This window comes from Brevundimonas sp. TSRC1-1 (genome assembly GCF_049898245.1).
In the GTDB taxonomy this organism is placed as follows: domain Bacteria; phylum Pseudomonadota; class Alphaproteobacteria; order Caulobacterales; family Caulobacteraceae; genus Brevundimonas; species Brevundimonas mediterranea_A.
Window position 1 is genome coordinate 1 of the sequence record NZ_JAFCXI010000003.1, and the last position, 25,525, is coordinate 25,525.

At 67.5% G+C, this 25,525-nt stretch carries 22 protein-coding genes and 1 tRNA gene; 13 read left to right on the forward strand and 10 right to left on the reverse strand.

The features are described from left to right. From ACP7CK_RS09890 to ACP7CK_RS09905, 4 genes are all read left to right on the forward strand, one after another. On the forward strand, positions 1–234 hold a 234-nt coding region (locus ACP7CK_RS09890), incomplete at its 5' end, for an SDR family oxidoreductase (protein WP_291756718.1). Positions 235–358: 124 nt separating this feature from the next. Next, positions 359–628: a DUF2891 family protein gene (locus ACP7CK_RS09895; RefSeq protein ID WP_426025906.1), complete on the forward strand. Its 270-nt coding sequence runs from the start codon at positions 359–361 to the stop codon at positions 626–628. 289 nt (positions 629–917) lie between these two features. Beyond that, a complete protein-coding gene (locus ACP7CK_RS09900; RefSeq protein WP_008262186.1) occupies positions 918–2,591 on the forward strand; it encodes an MFS transporter in 1,674 nt (557 codons plus the stop codon). 106 nt (positions 2,592–2,697) lie between these two features. Further along, positions 2,698–6,078, forward strand: a complete 3,381-nt coding sequence (locus ACP7CK_RS09905) for a hybrid sensor histidine kinase/response regulator (protein WP_426025907.1) — start codon at positions 2,698–2,700, stop codon at positions 6,076–6,078. Here the strand turns inward: ACP7CK_RS09905 and ACP7CK_RS09910 are convergent. Beyond that, positions 6,075–6,686 carry a response regulator transcription factor gene (locus ACP7CK_RS09910; RefSeq protein ID WP_372704522.1) on the reverse strand — a complete coding sequence of 204 codons (612 nt, stop codon included), beginning with the start codon at positions 6,684–6,686 and terminating at the stop codon, positions 6,075–6,077. The two genes, ACP7CK_RS09905 and ACP7CK_RS09910, sit on opposite strands and share 4 nt — an antisense overlap. A 160-nt stretch (positions 6,687–6,846) precedes the next feature. Between ACP7CK_RS09910 and ACP7CK_RS09915 the strand changes: the two genes are divergently transcribed. From ACP7CK_RS09915 to ACP7CK_RS09925, 3 genes are all read left to right on the forward strand, one after another. Beyond that, complete coding sequence (locus ACP7CK_RS09915; RefSeq protein ID WP_426025908.1) at positions 6,847–8,196, forward strand: DcaP family trimeric outer membrane transporter; 1,350 nt, start codon at positions 6,847–6,849, stop codon at positions 8,194–8,196. A 2-nt stretch (positions 8,197–8,198) separates the two neighbouring features. Next, the gene (gene acs, locus ACP7CK_RS09920) at positions 8,199–10,151 is read left to right on the forward strand and encodes an acetate--CoA ligase (RefSeq protein ID WP_426025909.1); all 1,953 of its coding nucleotides are present in this window, start codon (positions 8,199–8,201) and stop codon (positions 10,149–10,151) included. A 101-nt stretch (positions 10,152–10,252) separates the two neighbouring features. Next, positions 10,253–11,158, forward strand: a complete 906-nt coding sequence (locus ACP7CK_RS09925) for an SDR family NAD(P)-dependent oxidoreductase (RefSeq protein ID WP_426025910.1) — start codon at positions 10,253–10,255, stop codon at positions 11,156–11,158. 34 nt (positions 11,159–11,192) lie between these two features. Here the strand turns inward: ACP7CK_RS09925 and ACP7CK_RS09930 are convergent, their stop codons facing one another. Next, on the reverse strand, positions 11,193–11,951 hold the full coding sequence (locus ACP7CK_RS09930; protein WP_008261594.1) for a chorismate mutase: 759 nt from the start codon (positions 11,949–11,951) through the stop codon (positions 11,193–11,195). A gap of 289 nt (positions 11,952–12,240) precedes the next feature. Further along, on the reverse strand, positions 12,241–12,807 hold the full coding sequence (locus ACP7CK_RS09935; protein ID WP_008261806.1) for a prephenate dehydratase domain-containing protein: 567 nt from the start codon (positions 12,805–12,807) through the stop codon (positions 12,241–12,243). Positions 12,808–13,009: 202 nt separating this feature from the next. On the opposite strand from ACP7CK_RS09935, the gene ACP7CK_RS09940 reads away from it, so the two are divergent. Further along, on the forward strand, positions 13,010–14,218 hold the full coding sequence (locus tag ACP7CK_RS09940; RefSeq protein ID WP_426025911.1) for an FAD-dependent oxidoreductase: 1,209 nt from the start codon (positions 13,010–13,012) through the stop codon (positions 14,216–14,218). Here ACP7CK_RS09940 and ACP7CK_RS09945 read toward each other — a convergent pair. Both ACP7CK_RS09945 and ACP7CK_RS09950 read right to left on the reverse strand, forming a co-directional pair. After that, positions 14,196–15,566 carry a class II 3-deoxy-7-phosphoheptulonate synthase gene (locus ACP7CK_RS09945; protein ID WP_426025912.1) on the reverse strand — a complete coding sequence of 457 codons (1,371 nt, stop codon included), beginning with the start codon at positions 15,564–15,566 and terminating at the stop codon, positions 14,196–14,198. The two genes, ACP7CK_RS09940 and ACP7CK_RS09945, sit on opposite strands and share 23 nt — an antisense overlap. A 66-nt stretch (positions 15,567–15,632) precedes the next feature. Continuing rightward, positions 15,633–15,773 (reverse strand): hypothetical protein, encoded by a 141-nt coding sequence (locus tag ACP7CK_RS09950; RefSeq protein WP_008261426.1) that lies wholly within the window; start codon positions 15,771–15,773, stop codon positions 15,633–15,635. Positions 15,774–16,150: 377 nt separating this feature from the next. Between ACP7CK_RS09950 and ACP7CK_RS09955 the strand changes: the two genes are divergently transcribed. Together ACP7CK_RS09955 and ACP7CK_RS09960 are read left to right on the forward strand one after the other, a co-directional pair. Continuing rightward, positions 16,151–16,363, forward strand: a complete 213-nt coding sequence (locus ACP7CK_RS09955) for a hypothetical protein (protein ID WP_426025913.1) — start codon at positions 16,151–16,153, stop codon at positions 16,361–16,363. 162 nt (positions 16,364–16,525) lie between these two features. After that, a complete protein-coding gene (locus ACP7CK_RS09960; RefSeq protein ID WP_154726004.1) occupies positions 16,526–17,743 on the forward strand; it encodes an LL-diaminopimelate aminotransferase in 1,218 nt (405 codons plus the stop codon). A 25-nt stretch (positions 17,744–17,768) separates the two neighbouring features. Here ACP7CK_RS09960 and ACP7CK_RS09965 read toward each other — a convergent pair whose 3' ends face one another. From ACP7CK_RS09965 to ACP7CK_RS09980, 4 genes are all read right to left on the reverse strand, one after another. Then, on the reverse strand, positions 17,769–17,981 hold the full coding sequence (locus tag ACP7CK_RS09965; protein WP_035306857.1) for a hypothetical protein: 213 nt from the start codon (positions 17,979–17,981) through the stop codon (positions 17,769–17,771). A gap of 53 nt (positions 17,982–18,034) precedes the next feature. Beyond that, a tRNA-Val gene (locus ACP7CK_RS09970) sits at positions 18,035–18,109 on the reverse strand. 56 nt (positions 18,110–18,165) lie between these two features. Continuing rightward, positions 18,166–19,455 (reverse strand): dicarboxylate/amino acid:cation symporter, encoded by a 1,290-nt coding sequence (locus ACP7CK_RS09975; RefSeq protein WP_426025914.1) that lies wholly within the window; start codon positions 19,453–19,455, stop codon positions 18,166–18,168. A 101-nt stretch (positions 19,456–19,556) separates the two neighbouring features. Beyond that, entirely contained in the window at positions 19,557–20,276 is a 720-nt protein-coding gene (locus ACP7CK_RS09980) for an HAD-IA family hydrolase (RefSeq protein WP_426025915.1), read from the reverse strand. Positions 20,277–20,334: 58 nt separating this feature from the next. On the opposite strand from ACP7CK_RS09980, the gene glmU reads away from it, so the two are divergent. The 3 genes from glmU to gor all read left to right on the forward strand — a co-directional run bounded on the left by glmU (position 20,335) and on the right by gor (position 23,899). Further along, entirely contained in the window at positions 20,335–21,699 is a 1,365-nt protein-coding gene (glmU, locus tag ACP7CK_RS09985; protein WP_426025916.1) for a bifunctional UDP-N-acetylglucosamine diphosphorylase/glucosamine-1-phosphate N-acetyltransferase GlmU, read from the forward strand. After that, positions 21,696–22,379 (forward strand): ribose-5-phosphate isomerase RpiA, encoded by a 684-nt coding sequence (rpiA, locus tag ACP7CK_RS09990; RefSeq protein WP_426025917.1) that lies wholly within the window; start codon positions 21,696–21,698, stop codon positions 22,377–22,379. Before glmU ends, rpiA begins: the two co-directional genes overlap by 4 nt. A gap of 137 nt (positions 22,380–22,516) precedes the next feature. Beyond that, the gene (gene gor, locus ACP7CK_RS09995; RefSeq protein WP_426025918.1) at positions 22,517–23,899 is read left to right on the forward strand and encodes a glutathione-disulfide reductase; all 1,383 of its coding nucleotides are present in this window, start codon (positions 22,517–22,519) and stop codon (positions 23,897–23,899) included. A gap of 31 nt (positions 23,900–23,930) precedes the next feature. On the opposite strand, the gene ACP7CK_RS10000 is transcribed toward gor, so the two are convergent. Continuing rightward, positions 23,931–25,508 carry a carboxylesterase/lipase family protein gene (locus ACP7CK_RS10000; RefSeq protein WP_426025919.1) on the reverse strand — a complete coding sequence of 526 codons (1,578 nt, stop codon included), beginning with the start codon at positions 25,506–25,508 and terminating at the stop codon, positions 23,931–23,933. Positions 25,509–25,525 lie beyond the last annotated feature (17 nt).

Sequence of the window (25,525 nt, forward strand, 5' to 3'; positions counted from 1 at the left end):
GAACTGGCCGACAAGGGCGTCATCGCCAACAGCCTGACCCCCGCCACTTTCGAAAGCCCGATCCTGCAACAGCTTCCGCCCAGCCAGGTCGAATACATGCGCTCCAAGATCCCGATGGGCCGCCTGGGCGAGGTCGAGGAAAGCGCCGCCATGGTCTGTTTCATGGCCTCCGAAGAATGCAGCTTCACCACCGCCTCGACGTTCGACACGTCCGGCGGACGCACGACGTACTGATTGATTTCGATGCGAGGCCCATGCATTAGGACGCGCGTCACCCCTTTCGATCGGGCACGGGGCTTGAGCGGGTCTTGGCGTAGGATTACGCCGGCTCCCGCAAGCGCCCCCTGGAGATACTTGGATGACGCCTTCCCATGCCGCCGGCTTTGCCCGCATCGCGCTCGATCACGTCACGCGTGACTATCCGCACAAGCCCGATCACGTGATGAGCGATGATGGGGAAGCTTATAGCCCGCGTCGGGTCCATCCGATCTTCTTCGGCAGTTTCGACTGGCATAGTTGCGTTCATGGCTATTGGCTGCTCGCCCGCATTCGGCGGCGCCGTTCACCGTCGTGTAACGCCCAACGAGTTGGTTTTTACGGCGGTGAGCCACGAACTCGAGATGGCTAGCGCAAGCGCGGCGTAAAAATCCCACCTGAGAGTCTCATCATTATTGCACGAGGAATCTCAGCATTCAGGGACCAAACAGCCCCCAAAGGCTGGAGTCTCAAGATTGAGGGACTCTGACAGCAACACTGACCAACTTGGGCTTGTTTCGCATAATATATCTTAGACGCACATCGGATACGACCAAAGTCTCCCTGACGCTTCCCGCGCGACGATGCCAACGTCCCTGCAATGCGCAGCGTATGCGGCGTGAAACGGTCGGAAAGACCTGATAGCTGGGAGGCTAACGCAAATGACGGACAGCGCCATTGGTGCGCCGGTCGATGATGAATATGTGGTCGGCAAGAACGACAAGCTGGTGATCCTGGCGTCGTCGGTCGGCACTGTCATCGAGTGGTATGATTTCTATCTGTACGGGTCGCTCGCCGCGATCATCACCGTGCAGTTCTTCTCCGGCGTGAATGAGACGACCGGCTATATCTTCGCCCTGATGGCTTTCGCCGCCGGTTTCGCGGTGCGGCCGTTCGGCGCGATCGTCTTCGGGCGCCTGGGCGATCTGTGGGGCCGCAAGAACACCTTCCTGGTCACCATGCTGCTGATGGGCCTCTCGACCTTCGTGGTCGGTCTTCTGCCGCCCTACGCCGCCATCGGCATCGCGGCGCCCATCATCCTGGTGCTGATGCGCCTGATCCAGGGCCTGGCCCTGGGCGGCGAGTACGGCGGCGCCGCCACCTATGTCGCCGAGCATGCGCCGCACGGCAAACGCGGCTTCTACACCTCCTTCATCCAGATCACGGCGACCGCCGGCCTGGTGCTTAGCCTGGTGGTCATCCTGGGCGTTCGCGTCGCTGTGGGTGAAGAAGCCTTTGCGGAATGGGGCTGGCGGATTCCGTTCCTGGTCTCGATCCTGCTGCTGGCCGTGTCGCTGTGGATTCGCCTGAAACTGTCCGAGAGCCCTTCGTTTAAGCGGATGAAGGCCGAGGGCAAGGGCTCCAAGACCCCGCTGAAGGACTCGTTCGGCAAATGGCCCAATCTGAAGCTGGTGCTGATCGCCCTGCTGGGCCTGACCGCCGGCCAGGCCGTGATCTGGTACACGGGCCAGTTCTACGCCCTGTTCTTCCTGGAACGGGTGATGAAGCTGGACGCCACCCTGGTCTATGTGATGCTGACCATCGCCCTGGTGGCGGCCTCGCCCTTCTTCATCTTCTGGGGCTGGCTGTCGGACAAGGTGGGGCGCAAGCCGGTCATCCTGGCCGGGTGCCTGATCGCCGCCCTCACCTATTTCCCGCTGTTCAACGCCCTGACTCAGGCCGCCAATCCGCGCCTGGCCGCCGCCGCCGCCTCGGCGCCGGTCGTGGTCTATGCCGATCCGGCGGACTGCAACGTCCAGTTCGACCCCATCGGCAAGACGGTGTTCAACCAGTCCTGCGACGTGGCCAAGTCGCATCTGGCCAAGGCCGGCGTCACCTACACCAATGTCGCGGCGCCTGCCGGGACGGTGGCCGAGGTTCGCATCGGTGATCAGTCGGTCGTCCAGAGCTTCCGCGGCGACGCCATGACCCCGGCGGACTTCGCGGCTCAGAAGAAGACCTGGGACAAGGGCCTGAGCGAGGCCCTGACCGCCGCCGGCTATCCGGCCAAGGCGGACAGCGCCTTGGTCAACAAGCCGATGGTGGTGCTGATCCTGTTCATCCTCGGCTTCTATGTGACCATGGTCTACGGACCGATCGCGGCGGCCCTGGTCGAGATGTTCCCGACCAATATCCGCTACACCTCCATGTCCCTGCCCTATCATATCGGCAACGGCTGGTTCGGCGGCTTCCTGCCGACGACGGCCTTCGCCATCGTGGCGGCGACCGGAAACATCTACTCCGGCCTCTGGTATCCGATCATCGTGGCGCTGGCGACGGTCGTGCTGGGCTTCCTGCTGGTCAAGGAAGGCAAGGACGTCGATCTGAACGCCTGATCCTGCTTTCGGGCGTGATGAGGGGCGGGCTGTCTTCGGACAGCCCGCCCTTTCATTTGCCTGTCCGCCCTTGTGAAACCCACCCTGCACGGTTCACATCCCGCTCATGTTCAGCCTGGTGATCCTCGGCCTCGTGGCCGGCTATATGGCGATCCTGTTCGCCGTCGCCTGGTGGCAGGAGCGGCCTGCGGCGCAGGCGCGGGGCCGCTCGCTGGCGCCCTGGGTCTACGCCCTGTCGCTGGCCATCTACTGCACGTCCTGGACCTATTATGGGGCGGTCGGCACCGCTGCCCGCGACGGGTGGGAGTATCTGCCCATCTATATCGGACCCGTGATCGGTCTGACCCTGCTCTTCCCCCTATGGCGACGCATAGCCGCCGCCGCCCGGCGCGAGAACGTGGGGTCGATGGCGGACTTCGTGGCGTCACGCTACGGCAAGAGCCAGACCTTGGGCGCCGCGGTCACCATCGTGGCCATCCTGGGCTCCCTGCCTTATATCGCCCTGCAGCTGAAATCCCTGTCGATGGCCGGCGCCCTTCTGACGGCGGGTACGCCGGTGGCGGGGGGAGAACGGCTGACCGTTCTGGCGCTGGCCGGGGTTCTGGCGGGGTTCGCCATCCTGTTCGGCGCCCGACGCCCGGATCTGACCGAACATAATCGCGGTCTGATCCAGGCCATCGGCCTGGAGTCCCTGGTCAAACTGGGCGCCCTGTTGTTCGTGGCGATCTTCGCCCTGGTCCTGCTGATCCATGATGGATCGACCCCGCGTATCGTCGAGGGACTGGGCGCCCTCGCCTCGCCGCCCGAGATCACGCCGCGCTTCACGGCCATCACCCTAGTCTCGACCCTGGCCATCTTCTGCCTGCCGCGCCAGTTCCACGTCGCCTTCGTCGAAGGCGCCCAGCCGGCGGATGTGAAGAAGGCCCGCTGGATCTTTCCGATCTATCTTCTTCTGACCAGTCTGGCCGTCCTGCCCCTGGTCGCGGCGGGGGCCCTGTTCGCGCCGGCGGCGAACCCCGATCTCCTGGTGCTGGCCCTGCCGTTCGGGCGGGGTGAGTCCTGGTTGACGGCCATCGTGTTCGTCGGCGGCTTCTCTGCCGCCACGGCCATGGTGATCGTCGAGGCCGTGGCCCTATCGGCCATGGTCTCCAACAGTCTGATCCTGCCCTTCCTGGCCCGTGACCGATGGCGGGTCAGAGGCGACTCGTCGGACATGGCCGGCACGATCCTGCAGGTGCGGCGCGGCGCCATCGTCGCCGTGCTTCTGCTGGCCTGGCTCTATTATCAGGCGACGGACCAGTCTCGCGGGCTGGCCGCCATGGGTCTGGTGTCCTTCGCCGCCATGGCCCAGTTGGCGCCGTCCCTGTTCGGAGCGGTGCTGTGGCGCGGCGGGCATGCCCATGGCGCTCTGGCGGGCATGAGCGTCGGGGTTTTCGTGTGGATCGTCATGCTGGCCCTGCCCCAGTTGGCGCCCGGCGCCCCCTGGCATCTGCATGTCATGATGGGGGTGAAGGATCCGCTGGCTCTGGGCGTCTTCGTCAGCCTGGGGCTGAACCTCGTCGCCTATGTCGGGGTGTCGCGCTTCGCCCAGCCGCGTCTGATCGATCGGGTGCAGGCGCGGGCCTTCGTGGATCGACTGGGGCCGGACTGGCTGGAGTCGAAGCCGTCGCCGTCCGGCGCCTCGGTCGGCGACCTGCGCGCCCTGGTCGCGCGCTTCATCGGCGACGAACGGGCCGAACGGGCCTTCGCCGCCTGGAGCGCGGAGACCGACATCCGGCTTCGCGACGCCGACCCGGCCGACGCCGCCCTCGCCCGGGCCGCCGAACGGATGCTGGCCGGCGCCATCGGCGCGGCCTCGGCGCGGCGGGTCATCGCCGCCGCCCTGGCCGGCGGCGGTCGTGCGCCAGAGGATGTCGTGCGGATGCTGGACGAGGCCTCCCAGGCCGTGCAGTTCAGCCGCGACCTGCTGCAGACCACCCTGGACAATATCGACCAGGGCGTGATTGTGGTGGACGAAGATCTACGTGTAACCGCTTGGAATCGCCGCTATGTCGAGATGTTCGGCCTGCCCGTCGGCTTCGTCCATGTCGGCCTGTCGATCGCCAGCATCTATCGGCTGAACGCCGAGCGCGGCGAGAGCCCGGACGATATCGAGGCCTGGGTGGAGCGCCGGCTGGAGGCCCTGAGCCGGCGTATCCCGCACGACCACGAACGGCGCCAGCCCGACGGCCGGGTCTTGCGGTCCTCCGGCGCCCCCATCCCCGGCGGCGGCTATGTCACCAGCTACACCGACATCACCGCCCTGCGCCGAGCCGCCCGTCAGCTGGAAGAGGCCAACGAACGTCTGGAAGCCCGCGTGGCCGACCGCACCGCCCGTCTGGACGAAGCCCGGCGCGTGGCGGAAGATGCGACGGCGTCCAAGACCCGTTTCCTGGCCGCCGCCAGCCATGACCTGCTGCAGCCCCTGCACGCCGCCCGCCTGTTCATCGCCGCCCTGAAGGAGGAGCCGGCGGTTTCCGGCCCCGGGGCCGAACCGACCAGCCGCACCCTGGCCGTCAACGCCGACCGCGCCATCGACAGCGCCCACCGCCTGCTGACCGCTCTGCTGAACCTGTCCAAGCTGGAGGCGGGCGGGGTCAAGGCGGCCGTGACCCGCCTGTCGCTGGACGGTCTGTTCGACGAACTGAGACGCGAATATGCGCCGGTGGCCGAGGCCAAGGGACTGGTTCTGACCCTTGTGCCCAGCCGCCTGTGGGTCTCGTCCGACCGGGATCTGCTGCGGTCCATGCTGCAGAACCTGATCGCCAACGCCATCCGCTATACGGACGCCGGTCGGGTGCTGGTCGGGGCGAGGCGGAGCGGCGACGCCGTGCGGCTGCTGGTCTGCGACACCGGACGCGGCATCCCCGATGCGGAACAGGAGATGGTGTTCGGCGAGTTCGTGCGCCTGCCCGGCGCCCCTGTCGACGAGCCGGGCGCCGGACTGGGTCTGGCTATCGTGCGCCGCTTGTCCAGCCTGCTGGACCATCCGCTGGAGCTGAACTCCCGCTTCGGGCGCGGCACCATCTTCCGCATCACTGTGCCGCGCAGCCCGCCGGATCGGGTCGTCGAGACCGCGCCCACGCATGAGGTCCGCCTGCCCCTGGCCGGTCTGCGCGTCCTGTGCGTGGACAACGAGCCGGTGATCCTGGACGCGCTGAACGCCCTGCTGACCCGCTGGGGCGCGCGTCCCACCCTGGCGTCCGGGGTCGAGGCGGCGATGGGCGCGGCCGGGCCGTTCGACGCCGCCGTGGTCGATCTGCACCTGGGCGACGGGCCGGACGGATTCGCCGTCATCGACTGGCTGCGGCCGCGCGGGATGCGCCGGATCGCCCTGGTCACGGCCGACACCCGGGACGGGCTGAACGAAAAGGCCGCCGCCGCCGGGGCCGTGCTGCTGCCCAAGCCGATCAAGCCAGCGACCCTGAAGGCCTTCCTGTCGAGCTAGGAGGGGTCCATCTGTTTGGCCAGGATCACCGCCTGGGTGCGGTTATGGACCCCCAGTTTGCGGAAGACGCTGGTCAGATGCGCCTTGATCGTGGCCTCGGACACGCCGAGGTCGAAGGCGATCTGCTTGTTCAGACGGCCGGCCTTCAGGCCTTCAAGGATACGCAACTGCGACGGCGTCAGGCTGGCGACCCGCGCCGGCAGGTCGTCGTCCGCGACGTCCGGCGTCTCCGGCGCCCAGCCGTCGCCGGCCAGGATGGCGGCGATGGCCTCGACCATCTGCGGAAGACTTGCCGACTTGGGAATGAAGCCGGCGGCGCCCAGACCCAGGGCGTGGCGCACGACCGTGGCGTCTTCACTGGCCGACACCACGGCGACCGGCACGGTCGGATGTTCGGCGCGGATGGCGGCCAGACCGGCCATGCCCTCGCTGTCCGACAGTTTCAGGTCCAGCAGCAGCAGATCGACCCCCCCGATGTTCAGGGCGGTTCGGGCTTCGGCCAGACTGGCGCATTCGTCGATCCGCACCCCTGGCGCGGCCCTGTCGACGGCCGAGCGCAGCGCGGCGCGAAACAGCGGGTGATCGTCGGCGACGACGATACGATCCATAAGGCGTCCTTCCCTTGCACGGCATGCTTGTCGGCCGCGTCCTCGACAGCATGGCGTGGTTCGACTTTGGTCGAAACTAGACCAATGGCTAATGGCCGCCTACGGCCCAAAAGGAAAGGTTCACACAGGACGCCCGCATCAGATGGGCGCGGGAGGAACCATGATGATCAAGTCCAGTCTTCTGGGCGGGTGCGTGGCTGCGGCCATGAGTCTCGCGCCCGGCGCCGCCTTCGCCCAGGACGCCCAGGCCGCGCTCGAAGCCCGTATCGCCCAGCTCGAAGCCGAGTTGAACAGCCTCAAGTCCGAAGTCGTCGCCGCCCGCACCCAGCAGGCCGCGCAGCAGCAGGACATCATCCGGCTGGAGACCCGCCCTGCCCCCCCGCCCCCGGTCCAGCAGGCGGCCGCGCCCAGCGACGGCTTCCGCATTGGCGACCACACGGTGAAGTTCGGCGGCTTCGTCAAGGTCGACGCCTCGGCCTCGAACTATTCCGGCGGCGATCCGGCCAACGGCGACGCCCTGCGCGAATTCCACATTCCCGGCTCCATTCCCATCGGCGGCGCCGACGAGGACACGGCGACCGACTTCAACGCCCGCCAGACCCGCTTCTGGCTGACGACGGACGGTCTGGTCGGCGGCCACAAGGTCGGCACCCGGCTCGAGATGGACTTCCAGACCCTGCCCGGCACGGCGGACCAGCGCACCACCAGCCCGGCCAACCCGGCCCTGCGCCGCGCCTTCGTCACCATCGACAACTGGCTGATCGGCCAGGAGTGGACCAATTTCCAGAACACCGCCGTCCTGCCGGAATCCGCCGACTTCATCGGCGCGGCCGAGGGCACGGTCTTCGCCCGCCAGGTTCAGGTGCGATACACACGCGGACCCTTCTCGATCTCGGTCGAGAACCCCGAGACGACCGTCACCCCGTTCAGCGGCGGAGCACGGATCATCGCCGACGACAGCAGTCTTCCGGACTTCACCGCCCGTTACGCCGTGGCGCAGCCGTGGGGGGATCTGCAGTTCGCCGGTCTGTTGCGTCAGCTGAAATATCAGAACCCGGCGACGGACATCGATTCCACCGCCACGGGCTGGGGCCTGTCCGCCTCGACCAAGATCAAGGTCGGGGCCAAGGATGACCTCCGACTGATGGTGACGGGCGGCGAAGGCATCGGCCGTTATGTGGGGCTGAACTTCTCCAACGACGCGGTGCTGGACGCCTCGGGCGAACTGGATGCGATCGGCGTCGTCGCCGGCTTCGCCGCCTATCGTCACGTCTGGGCGCCCGGCTGGCGCTCAAGCCTGATCTGGTCGGCCCAGAAGGTGGACAACGACACCAGCGTGACCGGTCTGGCCGTCAACCGGTCCGCCCAGAGCATCCACGCCAACTTGATCTGGTCGCCCGTTACGGCGTTTGATGTGGGGGCCGAGCTGATGTTCGCTGATCGCGAAATCGAATCCGGCGCGAGCGGCGACATGACCCGACTGATCCTGTTCGCCAAATACGGATTCTGAAAATGCTGGAGACGTCTCGCGTGCCCGATTCCGAACTCTACCCCGTTCCCGCAGACTTCGCCGCCCGTGCCCACATGGACCGGCAGGCCTATGAGGCGGCGCGGGTTGCGGCGCGCGAGACGCCCGAAGCCTTCTGGTCCGAGCAGGCCCAGCGCCTCGACTGGATCAAGGCGCCGACCAAGATCAAGGACGTCTCCTTCAAGAAGGAAGATTTCCGCATCCGCTGGTTCGAGGACGGCGTCCTGAACGTCGCCGCCAACTGCATCGACCGCCACCTGCCCCATCGCCAGGACGAGACGGCCATCATCTGGGAAGGCGACGATCCGGCGGACAGCCAGCACATCACCTATGGCCGGCTGCACGACGAAGTCTGCCGCATGGCCAATGTGCTGAAGGCGCATGGCGCCAGGAAGGGCGACCGGATCACCATCTATATGCCGATGATCCCCGAGGCCGCCTACGCCATGCTGGCCTGCGCCCGCATCGGGGCGGTCCATTCCGTGGTCTTCGGCGGCTTCTCGCCCGACAGCCTGTGCGGCCGGATCGAGGACTGCGGCTCCACCCTGGTCATCACCGCCGACGAGGGCGTGCGGGGCGGCAAGATCGTGCCGCTGAAGGCCAATGTCGATGCGGCCCTGGAGAAGGTGAAGGTCGACACCGTCCTGGTGATCCGTCGCACCGGCGCCGACGTGCCGATGATCGAGGGCCGCGACGTGGACTACGCCGTCGAGGCCGCCAAGGCCGCGACCGAATGCCCGCCCGAGCCGATGAACGCGGAAGATCCGTTGTTTATCCTCTACACCTCAGGCTCCACAGGAAAGCCGAAAGGCGTTCTTCACACGACCGGCGGCTACCTGTTCTGGGCCGCCTGGACCCATGAGCTGACCTTCGACTATCGTCCGGGCGAGGTCTTCTGGTGCACCGCCGACGTGGGCTGGGTCACCGGCCACTCGTATCTGGTCTATGGGCCGCTGGCGAATGCGGCGACCACCCTGATGTTCGAAGGCGTGCCAAACTACCCCGACGCCAGCCGTTTCTGGCAGGTGGTGGACAAGCACAAGGTCGAGGCCTTCTACACCGCCCCCACGGCCCTGCGCGCCCTGATGCGCGAAGGCGACGCGCCCGTGAAGGCGACCTCGCGCAAGTCGCTGCGGGTGCTCGGCACGGTCGGCGAACCGATCAATCCCGAGGCCTGGCGCTGGTATCACGAGGTGGTCGGAGACGGCCGCTGCCCCGTCGTGGACACCTGGTGGCAGACCGAGACCGGCGGGCATCTGATCACCCCCCTGCCCGGCGCCACGGACCTGAAGCCGGGCTCGGCCACCCTGCCCCTGCCCGGCGTCGAACTGCAGATCGTCGATGCGGAGGGCCAGGAACTGGTCGGCGCCGTCTCGGGCAATCTGTGCATCACCGACAGTTGGCCGGGCCAGATGCGCACCGTCTATGGCGACGACCAGCGGTTCTTCGACACCTATTTCTCGACCTATCCGGGCCGGTATTTCACCGGCGACGGCTGCCGCCGGGATCAGGACGGCTATTACTGGATCACCGGCCGGGTCGACGACGTCATCAATGTCTCGGGCCACCGGATGGGCACGGCCGAGATCGAGAGCGCCCTGGTGCTGCACGACGATGTCGCCGAGGCGGCCGTGGTCGGCTATCCCCACGACATCAAGGGCCAGGGCATCTACGCCTATGTCACCCTGAACAAGGGGGTCGAGGCGACCGAGGATCTGCGCAAGGCCCTGGGGGCCCATGTCCGCCGCGAGATCGGTCCGATCGCCACGCCCGACGTGATCCAGTGGGCCCCCGGCCTGCCCAAGACCCGGTCGGGCAAGATCATGCGCCGCATCCTGCGCAAGATCGCCGAGAACGAGATCGGAGCCTTGGGCGACACCTCGACCCTGGCCGATCCGTCGGTCGTCGAGGATCTGGTCCAGAACCGCGCGGGCTGAGCACGCCGCCGGGCTTGTGCGCCGCCTCCAGTCTCGTCAAAACCGGACCAAGGGGCCGGCCGTAGCGCCGAACGCCTCAGGCCTTGGGTGGAGACGACGAGATGACGATCCGATTTGACGGTCAGGTGGCCATTGTGACGGGCGCGGGCGGCGGTCTGGGGCGTGAACACGCCCTGGCCCTGGCGGCGCGCGGGGCCAAGATAGTGGTCAATGATCTGGGCGGCGCCCGCGACGGTTCCGGCGGTTCCGCCACCGCCGCCGAGGCCGTCGTGGCCGAGATCGAGGCGGCGGGCGGAGAGGCCATGGCCAATGCGGCCTCGGTGACCGACTTCGCCGCCGTTCAGGCCATGGTCGAGGCGGCCATGGCCAAATGGGGCCGGGTCGACCTGCTGGTGAACAACGCCGGGGTGCTGCGGGACAAGAGTTTCGCGAAGATGGAGCTGGAGGATTTCCGCTTCGTCGTGGACGTCCATCTGATGGGAGCGGTCAACTGCACCAAGGCGGTGTGGGAGATCATGCGGGCTCAGAATTACGGCCGGATCGTCATGACGACCTCGTCGTCCGGCCTGTACGGCAATTTCGGCCAGTCGAACTATGGCGCGGCCAAGATGGCGCTGGTCGGACTGATGCAGACCCTGTCGATCGAGGGGGCCAAGAACGACATCCGCGTCAACTGCCTGGCGCCCACGGCCCATACGCGCATGACCGAAGACCTGGGCGCCGCCCTGCCCCTTGAGGCCCTGGGGCCGGAGCTGGTGACGCCGGGCCTGCTGTATCTACTGAGCCGGGACGCGCCCAGCCGCTGTATCCTGGCGGCGGGCGCCGGCGGGTTCGAGCGCGCCTATGTCACCCTGACCGAGGGCGTCCACATCACCGGCGAGGATGCGCCGGAACAGGTGGCGGCCCGGTTCGACGCCATCTCCGACCGGTCGAAAGAGATCGTGCCGGAGATGGGCGCCGCCCAGGGGATGATCGAACTGACCAAGGCCCAGAAGGCGCACACTTAGGCGCACGCCTCCTGAGCCGCATCAGTCGGCGCGGTCAGCCGATCGCGCCGACGCAGCCTTCCGCCTCGCCCGGCGTCAGTTCCGCCTCGGTCAGGGCGATGGTCCAGCCGTGGTGGGTGTTCAGGCCCCAGCGACGCGCGCCGCCGCCGTCGCCCGCATCACCGCCGGCGGTGACGACGACGCGGCGGCCCCTGGGGAGCGCCGGCGGGTCGATCTTGCCCACAGCCAGAGACGTCGGCGTCTCGCCGCCGTAACCGTCGAATACGCTCAACATCGACCATTCGCGACGCAGGCCCATCCACCAGGCGTCCTCGGTGTTGATGGCCAGGACGGCGACCCCGTGCCCCTCGGCGGCGAAGGCCAGGGCCTTTTGCGGGTCGCGGACCATCTTGATGTCGGCGGCGGCGCCGAAACGCAGCCGGGCGCCGTCATAGGCGCGGGTCGGCTCGATGGGCGCCCAGACCTGGACCTGGAGCCGCCCCTGGCGCGCCAGGCCCCAGCCGATGATTTCGCGCCACAGGTGTTCGACGGCTTCGGCGTTCTCGGGCTGGGCCTTGGACAGCATGCGCGACAGAACGGTCTGTTCGCGGTCGGGGCGCAGCTTGGTGTGGGGGCCGGTGGGGGCGTCCTTGGCGCGGCCGACGGTGGCGGCGACGGCGAGGCGTTGTTCGAACAGGGCCAGGATCTGATCGTCGATGGCGTCGATCTCGGCGCGCAGGGCGGCCAAGGCCTGTTGTTCGGGGGTCAGTTCGACCACGTCAGGCCACACTTGCTGGACGTTGGAATTGGGCATGGGTTCGGGCTTTCGGCAAAGGGGGATTTCGATGTGCAGGGGCGGACAGCCGCTCTGGTCCAGAGCGGTCGCCGGCGAGACAGTCAGGGACGAAGAGCGCCCGACGCCTCAGCCGGCGTATCGAAAGCCGTAAAAGCCGTAGCCGAAATAGAGGCCGGAAACCGCGCGCGAACGGTCGAAGGAAACAGAAAGAACGCGCTGGCGGGACATGGGTCCGGGTCCGGTTATGCGGATCGATTGCGATCCGTGCGACCTTAAAGCACGCAAAGACCGTGCGCCGTCAAGCCCTTCAGACGCCCAGAAGGACGAAACGCGTCCGGTTGTCGCTGGAATCCTGAAGATCGTTGCGCAGGATCGACAGGCCATAGACCTCCGCCGCGCCCACCGGCGCTACGGCCGCCTGGGTCGGATCGCCGGCCTCGGCGACGTCGCGGGCGGCGCCGGCGGTGTCGAAATGCTCGACCACGTTCAGCCTCATGCCCTTCAGCGTCTGTTCGCACTGGGCTAGGGCGATGGGATGGCTGAGCACCCGTTTCAGATCGGCGATCCGGGCGCCCTCAAGGCCCATCAACGCGTGACGGATCGGCCGCCAGGCCTCCGCCACCACGGGGAGACCGGATTCGCGCACCAGGGTCGCCGCCGGTTCGACCACGCCGATGGACGAGTTCTCGACCGGGATCAGGGCGCAGTCGCAGTCCCCGGTCTTCAGCGCTTCAATGGCCGCTGCAAAGGTCTCGAAGGGCACGGCCACGTCCCAAGGCCGCAGGGCCGTGCAGGCCTCGTGGCTGAACGCCCCCGGCGCGCCCTGGTAGGCGACCCGGCCGGGCTTGTCGTCTTGGTGCGCAGGCGTATCCATATTCGCTACGTCCGGGATCGTCCCCGAACGCCTTTCCTTGTCGTTGGCCGCTGATCAGACGGAACATCCTTGTCCGCGCCATGGCCGTATCCGAGCGTATCTGCGGCGCCGCCCCTGTTCCGACAAGCCGAATATGGCGCCGGCCGGCTATCGAACCGGCTATGGGCGCGCTAGCCTTGCTGTTCCCGTTCCTGGAGGCTTCATGTCCGTCGCCCACTCCAGCCGTCGCGCCGTACTGACCGGCCTGGCGGGGACCGTCGCGGGCTGCGCCGCGACGCCGCCTGTCCCGCTCGCGGCCGGCTTCGCCCCCCGTCGGATCGCCCCGATCCTGATGGAGCCCGAACGAATCATCCGCATCACCGTCTGCACTCGCCCCTTCCGCCCCGCCGGCCCGCGTCTGGACGTTGAGACGGTCGGCGAGAGCAAGGTGGTTCACAACTACGGCCACGGCGGCAGCGGCTGGTCCCTGTCCTGGGGCTCCAGCGCCATAGCGGCGCGCAAGGCCATGGCCCTGGCCGGGGTTGTCGGCGGTCCGCCCGTCATCGCGGTGATCGGCAGCGGCGCCCTGGGTCTGACCTCGGCGCTCCAGCTTCAGCGGATGGGCGCGCGGGTGACCATCTACGCCCGAGAGCGCGCCGCCTTCACCCGGTCGATGCGCGCGACCGGCAGCTGGACGCCGGACAGCCGCATCGCCGACGCCGACCGCGTCTCGGCCGAATTTCCGACCCTGTGGGAACAGATGGCGCGCGAGACCTATGCGACCCACCAGACCTATCTGGGGACGGAAGGCGATCCGGTCGTCTTCAGCGACCGCTATATCCTGTCGGGCGCAGCGGACCTGCCGCGTACGGCCGAACCGCCGCCGATCCGCACCGCGCCCGGCGTAAAACCGATCCGCTTCGCCGAATACCGGCTGGACGGGCTGGCGCCGCGCTCCATCCCCCTCCCCGTTTCGGGCTCGCCCTTTCCGGTCGGGGAAACCCGGATGGTCAGCGCCATGCAGTTCAACGTCGCCGAACTGGCGCATCGGTTGGAGACCGAGTTTCTGAGCCAGGGCGGGCGGATCGAGACCCGCACCTTCAACACGCCGGCGGATCTGACGACCTTGTCCGAAAAGATCGTCGTCAACTGCACCGGTTATGGCGCCAAGGCCTTGTTCGAAGACAAGGATCTGATCCCGGTGCGCGGTCAGATCGCCTGGCTCGCGCCCCAGCCCGAGGCGAACTACGGTCTGCATTTCCGGGGCGTGACCGTGCTGTCGAGACCGGACGGGATCGTGGTTCAGGCCACGCGCAACGACATGAACGGCGTCGGCGTCGACGACGAGACGCCGGACCGGGCCGAGGCGAACGCGACCATCGGCCTCGTCGCCCCGTTGTTCCCGTCGATCAGGCGGCTTTCGAGCGGCTGATCCGGCCCGACTTCAACCGTTCGGCCACCAGGAAGGCCAGCTCCAGCGCCTGGTCGGCGTTCAGGCGCGGGTCGCAGTGGGTGTGATAGCGGTTGGACAGGTCGTCCTCGGTCACGGCCTGGGCGCCGCCGATGCACTCGGTGACGTTCTGGCCGGTCATCTCCAGATGGACGCCGCCGGGGTGGACGCCCTCGGCCTCCGCAACATCAATAAAGGTCCGCACCTCGCCCAGGATCCTGTCGAACGGCCGGGTCTTGTAGCCGTTGCCGGCCTTCAGCGTATTGCCGTGCATCGGGTCGATCGACCAGATCACCTTGCGGCCCGAGGCCTTCACTTCGCGCATCAGCTTGGGCAGGCGCTCGCCGACCTTGTCGTGACCGAAACGGCCGATCAGGGTCAAGCGGCCCGACACATTGTCCGGGTTCAGGGCGTCGATCAGCGGCAGCAGGTCGTCGGCCGTCATCGTCGGTCCGCACTTGACGCCGATAGGGTTCCTGATCCCCTTCATGAACTCGACATGGGCGCCGTCCAGCTGGCGCGTCCGCTCGCCGATCCACAGCATGTGGGCCGAGGTGTCGAACCATTCGCCCGAACCGCCGTCCAGCCGCGTCAGGGCGCTCTCGACGTTGAGCAACAGGGCCTCGTGGCTGGTGAAGACCTCGACCCGGCTCAGGTCCGGATGGCTCTCGGGCGTGACGCCGACCGCCTCCATGAAGGCCAAGGCCTCGGTGATCTTATCGGCCAGTTCGCGATACTGGGCGCCCGCGGCATTGTCGCCCGCGAAGCCCAGGGTCCAGCGATGGATGTTGTACAGATCGGCGTAACCGCCGCCGGCGAAGGCGCGCAGCAGGTTCAGGGTCGAGGCCGACTGGTTGTAGGCGCGGATCAACCGTTGCGGATCAGGCGCGCGCTCTTCCGGCGTGAAGCCCATGCCGTTGATGATGTCGCCGCGATAGCTGGGCAGTTCGACGCCGTCGATCTCTTCCAGCGGCGACGAGCGCGGCTTGGCGAACTGACCCGCGATCCGGCCGACCTTCACCACCGGCTTGCGTCCGGCGAAGGTCAGAACGACCGCCATCTGCAGGATCAGGCGGAAGGTGTCGCGGATATTGTCGGTCGAGAACTCCTTGAAGCTCTCGGCGCAGTCGCCGCCCTGGAGCAGGAAGGCCTCGCCCCGCTCGACCTGGGCCAGTTTCGACGTCAGGCGGCGCGCCTCGCCCGCGAAGACGAGCGGCGGCAAGGCGCGCAACTCGTCCTCGACGACGGCGAGGGCTTTGGGATCTGGATAGTCCGCCGGCATGTGCAGGGCGGTCTTGGTTCTCCAGCTTTCGGGGGTCCAGCGTGTCATCGGGCAAGAATAGGGCTTTGCGGCCGCTCAAACAACGAAAACACGAATGGATTTTGCCGTTGAGCCTCAGTCTTCGGCGGGCGGCGCCTTTTCCGCCGCATCCGCCGCCTTGCGTTCGGCCTTGGCGGCCGCCTTTTCAGCCGCCTTTATGGCCGCCGCGCGCTCACGTTCCTGCCGTTCGAAACTGTAGTTGGGCTTGCGGGCCATGGGCGTCCTCGTATGGTCGATAGTCTGGCCCCAAACTGACGGCCCGCCACGCGGGACGCAATCGCCAAATCGCTCCGTCCGCTGACGTGAGCCTACAGAAGGCGCTCCTTGCGAGTCAGAAACTTGGCCAGGCGGTGCAGCACGATCAGAATCTCGGCGAAGATTGTCATGCGGTCTGAACGCCTCTTGCGCCTTGATGTTCATCCGCCGACCCATAGGTCGCACCCTCCCGTCGATCTGCCCCGCGCCTTGGATGTCCGCGCCGGATGGACGTAGCGGGGCGTGAATTTTCGACGACATCGACCGGACGACTCTGGCGCTCGCCCTCGCCTCGCCCATCTGTGATCGGGGGCGAGTCGACAGACCAGAGGTGCGATATGAGGCCCTATGACCTGACCCTGGACGAGATGCTGGCCGACCCCATGGTGCGGCAGTTGATGGATCGCGACGGCGTGGCTGAAGCCCAGGTGCGGCGTCTGTCCGAGCATGTACGCCGGCGTCGCGGTCCGGGGCTTGGCCCGACGGCAGGCTCCGGCTTCGCCGTTCGTTACGACGTCGTCACTCCGGAGCCACAGAACTTCGCCGACTGACCGGCCAGAACGCACGGTTCATGCCGGAGACGGCGCCCTCCGGCGCCGGATGAGATGTTTTTGGCGTAAAAACCGTGGAAACGGACGATCTTTCGGTATCGCAGCGTCGCCATTGATGGCATCGCTGACGCCCTCTTTTCCTGCCCCCCTGCGAAGTTCGACATGTCCGAAGAATTCTACCGCATGAAACGCCTGCCTCCGTATGTGATCGCGGAGACCAACGCCATGCGCGCCACCGCCCGCGCGGCCGGCGAGGACGTCATCGACCTGGGCATGGGCAATCCCGATCTGCCGCCGCCGCCGCACGTGATCGACAAGCTGTGCGAAGTGGCGCGCAAGCCCGACGCCCACGGCTATTCGGCGTCGCGCGGCATTCCCGGCCTGCGTCGCGCCCAGGCCAACTACTACGCCCGCCGTTTCGGCGTGGACCTGGATCCCGACGCCGAGGTGATCGTCACCATGGGCTCCAAGGAAGGTCTGGCCAGTCTGGCGACGGCCATCACCGAACCCGGCGACGTCGTCCTGGCGCCCAACCCCTCCTACCCGATCCACACCTTCGGCTTCATCATCGCCGGGGCGGCGATCCGCAGCGTGCCGACCACGCCGGACGAGCGCTATTTCGAAAGCCTCGAACGGGCCATGGCCTACACCGTGCCGCGCCCCAAGGTGCTGGTGATGAACTATCCGTCCAATCCGACGGCGGAGACGGTCGATCTGGCCTTCTATGAGCGGGTCGTCGCCTTCGCCAAGGCCAATGACCTGTGGATCATCAGCGACCTGGCCTATTCCGAGCTCTATTATGACGGCAAGCCGACCGTCTCGATCCTGCAGGTGCCGGGCGCCAAGGATGTGGCCGTCGAATTCACCTCGCTGAGCAAGACCTACAGCATGGCCGGCTGGCGGATCGGCTTCGCGGTCGGCAATCCCAGACTGATCGCCGCCATGGCGCGGGTGAAATCCTATCTCGACTATGGCGCCTATACGCCCATCCAGGCGGCGGCCGTCGCCGCCCTGAACGGGCCGCAGGACATCGTCGAGCAGAACCGCGCCCTGTATCACCGTCGCCGTGACGTGCTGGTCGACAGCTTCGGCCGCGCCGGCTGGGAGATCCCCAAGCCCGCCGCCTCCATGTTCGCCTGGGCGCCCCTGCCCCCGGCCCTGGCCCATCTGGGCAGCCTGGAGTTTTCCAAGCAACTGTTGACCCACGCCAAGGTCGCGGTCGCTGCGGGGGTCGGCTACGGCGAAAACGGCGAGGGTTTCGTCCGTATCGCCCTGGTCGAGAACGAGCAGCGCATCCGTCAGGCCGGGCGCAACATCAAGACCTATCTGAAGTCCATGGGCGTCAACGTGCCCCCCGGCCGGGACGTGCCCGACGTCTGATTCTCCCAATTGGTTTGGGAGCCGGCTACGGCCGGCTTCGGACTTCCCAGTCCAGGGTCCAGCGATTGGCGCCGGCCCGCTTCAGCTCGCTGACGGCGGCGGGCACCTGCCGGTCCAGCCCATCCAGCAGGGCCACGCCCTGGCTGACCGAGGCGACGGTGGCGTTGGTCTGCCAGAAGGGGCCGCCCAGGCCTCTCAGCGAGAAACGGATGTGGACGGTGTCATTGACCTGGGGCATCGGCGTTTCCATCGGCGGCTGCGCGCGGCGACGCGGCTATCGGGAACGGAGGATGGTGGATGCGACAGGGATTGAACCTGTGACCCCCTCGGTGTGAACGAGGTGCTCTCCCGCTGAGCTACGCATCCATGCCTTGCGGAGGCGGCGACATAGCCCGGTCGCCCGCCCCGCGCAAGCGTCCGTTTCAGATTCCTGCGGCCCGGACCGCCTCGGGCGTCTCCGCCTCCGGATCGCCGGGCAGCCAGGCGACATGACCGTTGTAGATGTCCTCGTTCAGGATCCCCTCCTCCTTGGCCACCAGCACCGGCACCAGCATCTGGCCGGTGACGTTGGTCGCCGTGCGCATCATGTCGATGATCCGGTCGATGGCGACGATATAGCCGATGCCTTCCAGCGGCAGACCGGCGGTGGACAGGGTCAGGGTCAGCATGACGATGGAGGTCCCCGGCACCCCCGCCGTGCCCAATGAGCCCAGCACCGCCGTCAGACCGATCAGGATGTATTGGGTCAGGGTCAGGTCGATCTGGAAATACTGGGCGATGAAGATCGAGGCGATGGCCGGATAGATGGCCCCGCACCCGTCCATCTTCACATTGGCGCCCAGGGGCACGGCGAAGGCCGCATAGGCCTGGGGCACGCCCAGACGCTCGACCGTCTGGCGCAGGGTGATGGGCAAGGTGCCCAGCGAGGACGAGGTGGCGAACGCCGTCTGCTGGGCCGCGAAGGCGCCGCGGAAGAAGCTGGTGACCTTCAGCCCATGCAATTTCAGCAGGCCTGAATAGACCACCAGGATATGGAACAGGCAGGCCGCATAGATGGCGACGATGAACTTCAGCAGCGGCAGCAGGGCCTCCCAGCCATAGCCGCCGACGACCGAGCCGATCAGACCGAACACGCCGATGGGCGTCAGCTGGATCACCCAGCGGGTGATGCGGAAGATGACCGCGGCGCCTTCGTCCACCAGGCGCCGCACCCCCTGGGCCCGGTCGCCCAGCGCCACCAGGGCCATCCCGACCAGGGCCGAGAAGAAGATGATCTGCAGCACCTTGCCCTCGGCCAGGGCCGCGAACGGATTGGTCGGCACCACGCCGATCAGTACTTCGAGCGGCGTCGGGATCACCCGGTCCTTGACCTCGCCCAGCGGCAGGTTGGCCAGGCCCACGCCCGGATTGATGATATGGCCGAAGGCGAAACCGACCAGCACGGCCAGCAGCGAGGTGATGGCGAACCAGACGATGGTCCGCACCCCCAGCCGCACCGCCCCGGCCCCCTCCCCCAGCTTGGCGATGGAGCTGGCGATGGTGAACAGCACCAGGGGCGCCACCACCATACGGATCAGGTTCAGATAGACGTCGCCGATGGGCTGCAGCCAGACCTCGGCCCGTTCGCGCAGGATCAGCCCCGCGACGACGCCCAGGGCCAGGCCGGCGAAGGTGCGTTGCCACAGGGGTATTCTGAAGAAACGAGCGAACATGGAGGCGCTTTCGACAAGGGGTGCGCCAAACTGGTCATCGCGCCGGCTATCCGCAACCGCGCGAGTGCGGGTTCAGACCCCAGATTTACTGTCCGGCGCCCTCAGAATTTCAGCGCTCTCATCACGTAGAAGTCGGACAGGACGCCGTCGATCGCCTCCTCGACGTCCTCGAAGGCGTCAATCAGGACATCTCCGCCCAGGGTTTCGACGGGAACCGGCGTGTAGCCGAAGGTCGTCAGTATGCAGGGCATGCCTGCGTCCCGCGCCGCTTCGGCGTCCGGCGCCGCGTCTCCGACCATGATGGCCCGTTCTGGGTCGCCGCCGCCCTTGACCACGGCCTCCTTCAGATGGGCGCCTGCGGGCTTTCGCGCGCTGACCCGATCCGGCCCGACGATGGCGGCGAAATGCCGGGTCAGGCCCAGCTTCTCGAGCAGAAGCTCTGACAGGTCCGACCGCTTGTTGGTCGCCACCACCAGGATCGCCCCGCGTTCGCTCAGCCGCTCCAGCGTCTCGACCACCCCCTCGAACGGCTGCGAACCGTCGGCGATGTGGGCGGTGTAATCGACCAGAAACCGCTCGAACAGCTCGTCCGATTGCGCCCGTTCGATCGATGCCCCGGCCGCCTCGAACCCATGAACCAGCAGCGCCCGCGCGCCCGAACCGATCAGGGTCGAGGCGGCTTCCATCGGCACGGGCGGCAACCCTTCCTCGACCAGCAACCGGTTCAGGGTTCCGGTCAGGTCCGGCGCGGAATCGACCAGGGTCCCGTCCAGGTCGAAGACAATGGTCCAGCCTTCCAGGTCGCGATCGGTCATCCACATCTCCCGCTGGCCCGCATGATGGGCTAGATCGCAGGACGACTAGACGCCGGAACGATTCATGACCAGCCAGACGCGCCCTCGCGCCGCCATCATTCTCGCCGCCGGCCAGGGCACGCGGATGAAATCGCCCCTGCCCAAGGTGCTGCATCCGGTCGGCGGCCGCGCCATGCTGGATCACGCCATCGACGCGGCCCAGGCCCTGGGCTGTCAGAAGATCGTCGTGGTGGTCGGCGCCCATTCGCCGGAGGTCCGCGCCCATGTCGTCAAACGCCTTGGCGAGGCGGCCATCGCCGTTCAGGACCCGCCCCTGGGCACGGGCCACGCTGTCCGCGCCGCCGAACAGGCCCTGGCCGGATTCGACGGGGATGTGGTCGTCACCTATGGCGACGTGCCTCTGCTGAAGGCCGCCGACATCGAACCCGTGTTCAACCCCGAGGGCCTGACCGTCATCGGCTTCGAGGCGCGCGATCCGGGCGCCTATGGCCGGCTGATCCTCGACGGCGACGCCCTGGCCGCCATCACCGAGGCCAAGGAGGCCTCGCCCGAGGTCCTGGCGATCACGGCCTGCAACTCCGGCGTCATGGCCGCTCCGGCGGACCTGCTGTTCGCCCTTCTTGCCGACGTCCGCAACGACAACGCCAAGGGCGAATACTATCTGACCGACGTGGTCGAACTGGCCCGCAAGGCCGGCCGCCCGACCCGCGCCGTCTTCGCGGCCGAGGATTCGGTCATGGGCGTCAATTCCCAGGCCGAACTGGCCCAGGCCGAGGCCCTGTTCCAGAGCGTGCAGCGGGACGCCTTCCTGGCCGCCGGCGTCACCATGGCCGCGCCCGACACCGTCCACTTCGCCTGGGACACCCAGGTCGGCGGCGGAACCGTGATCGAGCCCTTTGTCGTCTTCGGTCCCGGCGCGGTGATCGAGGGCGGCGCCCGCATCCGCAGCTTCAGCCATATCGAGGGGGCGCGCGTGGCGTCCGGCGCCGAGGTCGGCCCCTACGCCCGCCTGCGGCCCGGCGCGGACCTGGCCGAGGGGGTCAAGATCGGCAATTTCGTCGAGGTGAAGAATGTGAAGATGGCCGCAGGCGCCAAGGCCAATCACCTGGCCTATCTGGGCGACGGCTCGATCGGCGCGGCCGCCAACATCGGCGCCGGAACCATCTTCTGCAACTACGACGGCTTCAACAAGGCGCAGACCGAGGTCGGCGCCGGCGCCTTCGTCGGTTCGAACTCCAGCCTCGTCGCCCCGGTCGTGATCGGCGACGGGGCCATCGTCGCCTCGGGCTCCGTGATCACCGAGGACGTGCCGGCCGACGCCCTCGCCTTCGGCCGCGCCCGTCAAACCCTCAAGCCGGACGCCGGCGCCGCCTTCCGCGAGAAGGCCAAAGCCAGGAAGGAAGCGGCCAAGGCCGCCAAGCTGAAATGAGTGATCTACAGAAGAAGAACGCCGGCGAGGCCGCTGCGGCCCATGTCGAGGCCGGCATGATCGTCGGCCTGGGCACCGGCTCGACAGCCGCCTGGTTCGTCAAGGCCCTGGCGGCGCGCGGCCTTTCTGGGCTGCGCTGCGTCCCGACCTCGGAGAAGACCGCCGATCTGGCGCGCGAACTGGGCCTGACCCTGTCGACGCTGGAAGACACGCCCCGCATCGACCTGACCGTCGACGGCGCCGACGAGGTCGGTCCCGGCCTGGCCCTGATCAAGGGCGGCGGCGCGGCCCTGCTGCGTGAGAAACTGGTCTGGGAAGCATCCAGCCGCTGTATCGTCATCGCCGACGCCGCCAAGGTGGTGCCGGTCCTGGGCGCCTTCCCCCTGCCGATCGAGGTCGTCGCCTTCGGTCACAAGACCACGGCCAACCGCATCGCCGACGTCCTGATCGACCATGACATCAACTCGCCGGCCCGCGTGCGCCAGGCGGATCGCGGCCTGGTCCGCACCGACGGCGGCAATCTGATCTATGACGCCGGCTGCAAGGCCATCCATGATCCGGTCCGTCTGGCCGATGATCTGAAACTGATCACGGGCGTGGTCGAACACGGCCTGTTTCTGGACCTGGCCGACCTGGCGATCATCGGCACGGACAGCGGGGTCGAGACCCTGACGCCCTGATCTCCCTCCACCTGGCGACCTTGCTCCAGGGTGTCCCGGCGCCTAAGTCCCACGCCTCGCCCCCGGTGTGACCGGAACCGATTTCAGACGATTCAGACTATTCAGACGCTGTTTTTTGAGTCTGAACGGAGCACCCGATGGCCGACTACGACTACGACCTCTTCGTCATCGGCGCCGGCTCCGGCGGGGTTCGCGCCGCGCGCCTGACCGCCCTGGACGGCAAGAAGGTCGCGGTGGCTGAGGAATACCGCGTCGGCGGCACCTGCGTCATCCGGGGCTGCGTGCCCAAGAAATTCATGGTCATGGCCTCCGAGGTCAGCCACGCGCTCGAGATCGCCGAGGGCTACGGCTGGTCCTTCGACAACGCCCGGTTCGACTGGCCGACCTTCCTGGAGGCCAAGGACGTCGAGATCGCGCGCCTGTCGGGCATCTACGCCGCCAACCTGGGCAAGGCCGGGGTCGAGCTGGTCCACGGCCGCGCCGTGCTGAAGGACGCCCATACGGTCGAGATCGTCGGCAAGAATCAGACCTTCACCGCCGAGAAGATCCTGATCGCTACGGGCGGCCGCCCGTGGAAGCCGGAAAGCCTGGAGGGCATCGAACACGCCATCACCTCCGAAGAAGCCTTCCACCTGCCCGAACTGCCCAAACGCATCCTGATCGCAGGCGGCGGCTATATCGCGGTGGAGTTCGCGGGGATCTTCGCCGGCCTGGGCGTCGAGACGACCCTGATTTACCGGGGCCCCAATATCCTGCGCGGCTTCGACGACGATGTGCGCGCCCACCTGGCCGGCGAGATCGAGAAGCGCGGGATCAAGGTCGTCCTGGGCTGCCAGCACGAGAAGATCGAGAAGACCGCCACAGGCCTGGTCAACCACCTCGAGAACGGGATGAAGCTGGAGACCGACGTGGTCATGTTCGCCACAGGCCGCATCCCCCACGTCAAGGACCTCGGCCTGGAGGCGGCCGGCGTCGAACTGAACGACGAGGGCGCGATCAGGGTCGATCCCTGGTCCAAGACGACGGCCGACAACATCTGGGCCATCGGCGACGTGACCGACCGGATGAACCTGACCCCCGTCGCCATCCGCGAGGCCGTCGCCTTCCACCAGACCGTCTATCGCGACAATCCCCAGCATTTCGACTACGAGGCCGTCGCCACCGCCGTCTTCAGCCAGCCGCCCGTGGGCATCGTCGGCCTGACGGAATCCGAGGCGCGTCGGTCGTGTTCGGCCGGGGTCGATGTCTATCTGACCCGTTTCCGGCCGATGAAATACGCCTTCACCGGATCAGAGGAGCGCGTCCTCATGAAGCTGGTGGTCGACGCCGAAAGCCAAAGGGTCGTCGGCGTCCACATCGTGGGGCCCGACAGCCCGGAAATGATCCAGCTCGCCGCCATCGCCGTGAAGGCCGGCCTGACCAAGGCTCAGTGGGACGCCACCTGCGCGGTCCACCCGACCATGGCCGAGGAACTGGTCACGATGAGAGAGAAACAGTCGGGCGCGACCTCGGCGGGATGACGGCGGGGTCTTTGAGTGGCCGAATATCTGTCTAATAGTGCGTTTTTACAGTGACTTGTGGCGACTTGCTGATAGTGTGAGGCCGCTCCCGGAACCGTTCAATCAGATCCAGCCGCGCGCTGTCCGGAACCGGCGTGGCGCTGGGGCCGTCGTTGCGGAACAGCATCAGCTGAGTGTCGCCGCCCCCGGCCATCGGCCAGTCCGGCCGCCCCACCCCATTGGGGTCGCCGGACCGTGAGAAGGCGGTCCAGTAGCCCATCATCGCCGCTGAGGCCGCGACATCCGCCTCCCGGACGGGATAGGGCAGCAGCGGCAGGGTGCCGAACACATAGGGGCGCTCGATGGCGTGGGTCGCCCCGCCGTGCGGTTCGGGATTGTCCGGCGACGAGATGTCGAACCGGTATAAATAGGCCGGATGCCCCGCCGCCGCGTGCAGCCGCGCCAGCCGCCGCGCCGGCTCGGAGAAGACCGCGTCGGTGATGAAGCCCCGGTCGAAGCCCGCCTCCCCGCCATAGGCCGCCGTGATCGTGGCCCGCTCCAGCCAGGTCAGGTCGTCGTCGATCATGCCGTAGCCGTTGCGATCCGTCGGCTTCATCCACCAGAACTCAGCGCTGTTGGTCCCGATCACCATCGGCACAGGCGCCTGCCGCCCGGACCGAAAGGCCGCTTCCACGGTCGAAGGCACGATCCGGCCGTCGATCAGGGACAGATCGCCGTTAGCGAAGACGGGCGCCGGGGTCAGCAGCAGCTCGACCGGCGCAGCGCGCAGATCCGCTGCAGTCAACAGGTTATGACCGTGGGCCCAGACCTCGCCCCGCTCACGCGCCGACGGCAGGTCATAGGCGCCGCGCCGGTCCAGCGGGGTCTGCAACTCGCGCCCCAGGCCCGACTGCACGATGGCGCGGTCGAACAGGCCCCGCGCCGGCGGCGAAATCATCATCCGGGTGACGATGGCGCCACCCGCCGACTCCCCGAAGATCGTCACATTGGCCGGGTCGCCGCCGAAGACCGCGATGTTCGCCCTGACCCACTGCAGGGCCGCGATGACGTCCATCAGGCCGTAGTTGCCCGCCGCCTCGTCCGCCGGTCGTTCCGCCGCCAGGGCCGGGTGATCGAAGAAGCCCAACCGCCCCAGCCGATAGTTCATCGAGACCACGACCATGCCCTGACGGGCCAGATGGGATCCGTCGTACAGGGCCGCCGTGCCCGATCCATTGACCAGGCCCCCGCCGTGGATCCACACCATGACCGGGGCCGGCGACGCGGCGACGTCGGTCGGCCGCCACACATTCAGGTTCAGGCAGTCCTCGCTCATCGGCAAGGGCCCCACGCCGGGGTCGCCCTGCGGCGTGGCCTGGATGCAGATCGGCCCATAGGTCGAGGCGTCGCGCCGCCCTTCCCAGGTCGGGGCCGCGCCCGGCGGCCGCCAGCGCAGTTCCGCCACCGGCGGGGCCGCATAGGGAATGTTCTTGAACGCGGCGACCGTGTCGTCGGCCCGCCCGGCCAGCATGCCCTGGGCCAACTGGACGACCGGCTGTTCGGGAGGCGGCTGATCTGTCGGTTGAGCCATCATGAGGGAGAGGGTGGCCAAGGCGCCGGCAAATGTCATGTCCCGTCCTTAGCAAA

Bases quoted from the DNA above. Each gene is read 5' to 3' on its own strand.
- ACP7CK_RS09900 (WP_008262186.1), top strand. From the start codon at position 918: ATGACGGACAGCGCCATTGGTGCGCCGGTCGATGATGAATATGTGGTC.
- ACP7CK_RS09980 (WP_426025915.1), bottom strand. From the start codon at position 20,276: ATGTGGATGACCGATCGCGACCTGGAAGGCTGGACCATTGTCTTCGAC.
- ACP7CK_RS09905 (WP_426025907.1), top strand. From the start codon at position 2,698: ATGTTCAGCCTGGTGATCCTCGGCCTCGTGGCCGGCTATATGGCGATC.
- ACP7CK_RS09960 (WP_154726004.1), top strand. From the start codon at position 16,526: ATGTCCGAAGAATTCTACCGCATGAAACGCCTGCCTCCGTATGTGATC.
- ACP7CK_RS09930 (WP_008261594.1), bottom strand. From the start codon at position 11,951: ATGCCCAATTCCAACGTCCAGCAAGTGTGGCCTGACGTGGTCGAACTG.
- ACP7CK_RS09895 (WP_426025906.1), top strand. From the start codon at position 359: ATGACGCCTTCCCATGCCGCCGGCTTTGCCCGCATCGCGCTCGATCAC.
- ACP7CK_RS10000 (WP_426025919.1), bottom strand. From the start codon at position 25,508: ATGACATTTGCCGGCGCCTTGGCCACCCTCTCCCTCATGATGGCTCAA.
- ACP7CK_RS09910 (WP_372704522.1), bottom strand. From the start codon at position 6,686: ATGGATCGTATCGTCGTCGCCGACGATCACCCGCTGTTTCGCGCCGCG.
- gor (WP_426025918.1), top strand. From the start codon at position 22,517: ATGGCCGACTACGACTACGACCTCTTCGTCATCGGCGCCGGCTCCGGC.
- ACP7CK_RS09940 (WP_426025911.1), top strand. From the start codon at position 13,010: ATGTCCGTCGCCCACTCCAGCCGTCGCGCCGTACTGACCGGCCTGGCG.
- acs (WP_426025909.1), top strand. From the start codon at position 8,199: ATGCTGGAGACGTCTCGCGTGCCCGATTCCGAACTCTACCCCGTTCCC.
- ACP7CK_RS09915 (WP_426025908.1), top strand. From the start codon at position 6,847: ATGATGATCAAGTCCAGTCTTCTGGGCGGGTGCGTGGCTGCGGCCATG.
- ACP7CK_RS09955 (WP_426025913.1), top strand. From the start codon at position 16,151: ATGAGGCCCTATGACCTGACCCTGGACGAGATGCTGGCCGACCCCATG.
- rpiA (WP_426025917.1), top strand. From the start codon at position 21,696: ATGAGTGATCTACAGAAGAAGAACGCCGGCGAGGCCGCTGCGGCCCAT.
- ACP7CK_RS09925 (WP_426025910.1), top strand. From the start codon at position 10,253: ATGACGATCCGATTTGACGGTCAGGTGGCCATTGTGACGGGCGCGGGC.
- ACP7CK_RS09965 (WP_035306857.1), bottom strand. From the start codon at position 17,981: ATGCCCCAGGTCAATGACACCGTCCACATCCGTTTCTCGCTGAGAGGC.
- ACP7CK_RS09975 (WP_426025914.1), bottom strand. From the start codon at position 19,455: ATGTTCGCTCGTTTCTTCAGAATACCCCTGTGGCAACGCACCTTCGCC.
- ACP7CK_RS09950 (WP_008261426.1), bottom strand. From the start codon at position 15,773: ATGGCCCGCAAGCCCAACTACAGTTTCGAACGGCAGGAACGTGAGCGC.
- ACP7CK_RS09945 (WP_426025912.1), bottom strand. From the start codon at position 15,566: ATGACACGCTGGACCCCCGAAAGCTGGAGAACCAAGACCGCCCTGCAC.
- glmU (WP_426025916.1), top strand. From the start codon at position 20,335: ATGACCAGCCAGACGCGCCCTCGCGCCGCCATCATTCTCGCCGCCGGC.
- ACP7CK_RS09935 (WP_008261806.1), bottom strand. From the start codon at position 12,807: ATGGATACGCCTGCGCACCAAGACGACAAGCCCGGCCGGGTCGCCTAC.